Consider the following 1,143-nt stretch of genomic DNA (forward strand, 5'->3'; position numbering starts at 1 on the left):
GTAGTGGGCATCGTCGACGACATCAAGGGCGGCCTCAACACCGGCCTGGAAATCGGCGAGAACCTCATCGACGAGGGCAAGAAGAAGCTCGGCGAGGGCATCGACTACGCCACCGACAAGGTCGGCGACGGGCTCGACCACGTCGGCCTGCACGACGCGGCCGACGCCGTGGAGGACTTCGGTGACGAGGTCGCCGCCGACCTCGGCGCCATGCCCGGCGAGCAGCAGCTCGGCGAGACCGAGGAGGCCAACGAGCTCATCCACGGCAACCCCGGCAGGATCCGGGAGAGCGCCAAGCACCTCAAGGACTTCCAGGCCGCCTTCGACAAGGTCGGCACCGGAATGAAGAAGGTCGACTCCACCAACTGGAAGGGCGAGAGCGGCAACGCCTTCCGGGAGAAGTTCGGCGTGCACCCCACGAAATGGCTGCACGCGGCCGACGCCTGCGAGACGGCCGCGGTCGCGCTGGACTCCTACGCCGAGACCGTCAAGTGGGCCCAGAGCGAGGCCAAGGAAGCCATCGCCCTGTACAAGCAGGGCAAGAAGGCCTCCGTGGACGCCGTGGAGGCGTACAACAAGAAGGTCGACGCCTACAACGCCAAGATCAAGGCCGACCAGGACCCCGGACCGCAGCCCGCGCCCTTCCACGACCCCGGTGTCGCCGACATGCGAGCGGCACGCGAGAAGCTCGCCCAGGCCCGCAGACAGCGCAACGCCGTCGCCTCCGAGACCCAGGCCAAGATCAAGGCCGCCCTCGCCCACGCCCCCGCCGAACCCCCGCCGCTCGACCGGCTCGGCAACAACCTGATCGACGGCGCCCAGGCCTACTACACCGAACTCACCCACGTCGTCGGCGGCGTCCTCAAGGGAACGGCGGGCCTGCTCAACTTCGTCCGCGGCCTCAACCCCCTCGACCCCTACAACCTCACCCACCCCGCGGAGTACGTCCAGAACGTCAACATGACGCTCGCCGGACTCGTCTCCACCGCCGCCCACCCCGAACGCACCGTCCAGGCCGTCGTCGACGGCTTCAAGAAGGACCCGTCCGAATTCCTCGGCCGCCTCCTCCCCGAACTCATCGGCACCAAGGGCGCCGGACTCGGACGCACCGCCCTGCGCACCGGCCTCAAGGAGGGACTGGAG

At 68.7% G+C, this 1,143-nt stretch carries 1 protein-coding gene; it reads left to right on the top strand.

Annotated features, from left to right (window positions below):
• Positions 1 to 1,143 (top strand): putative T7SS-secreted protein (locus tag ACIBBD_RS38795; protein ID WP_399424735.1); only part of this gene is annotated, 1,143 nt, incomplete at both ends.

It is taken from the genome of Streptomyces sp. NPDC051315 (assembly GCF_044455165.1).
GTDB lineage: Bacteria > Actinomycetota > Actinomycetes > Streptomycetales > Streptomycetaceae > Streptomyces.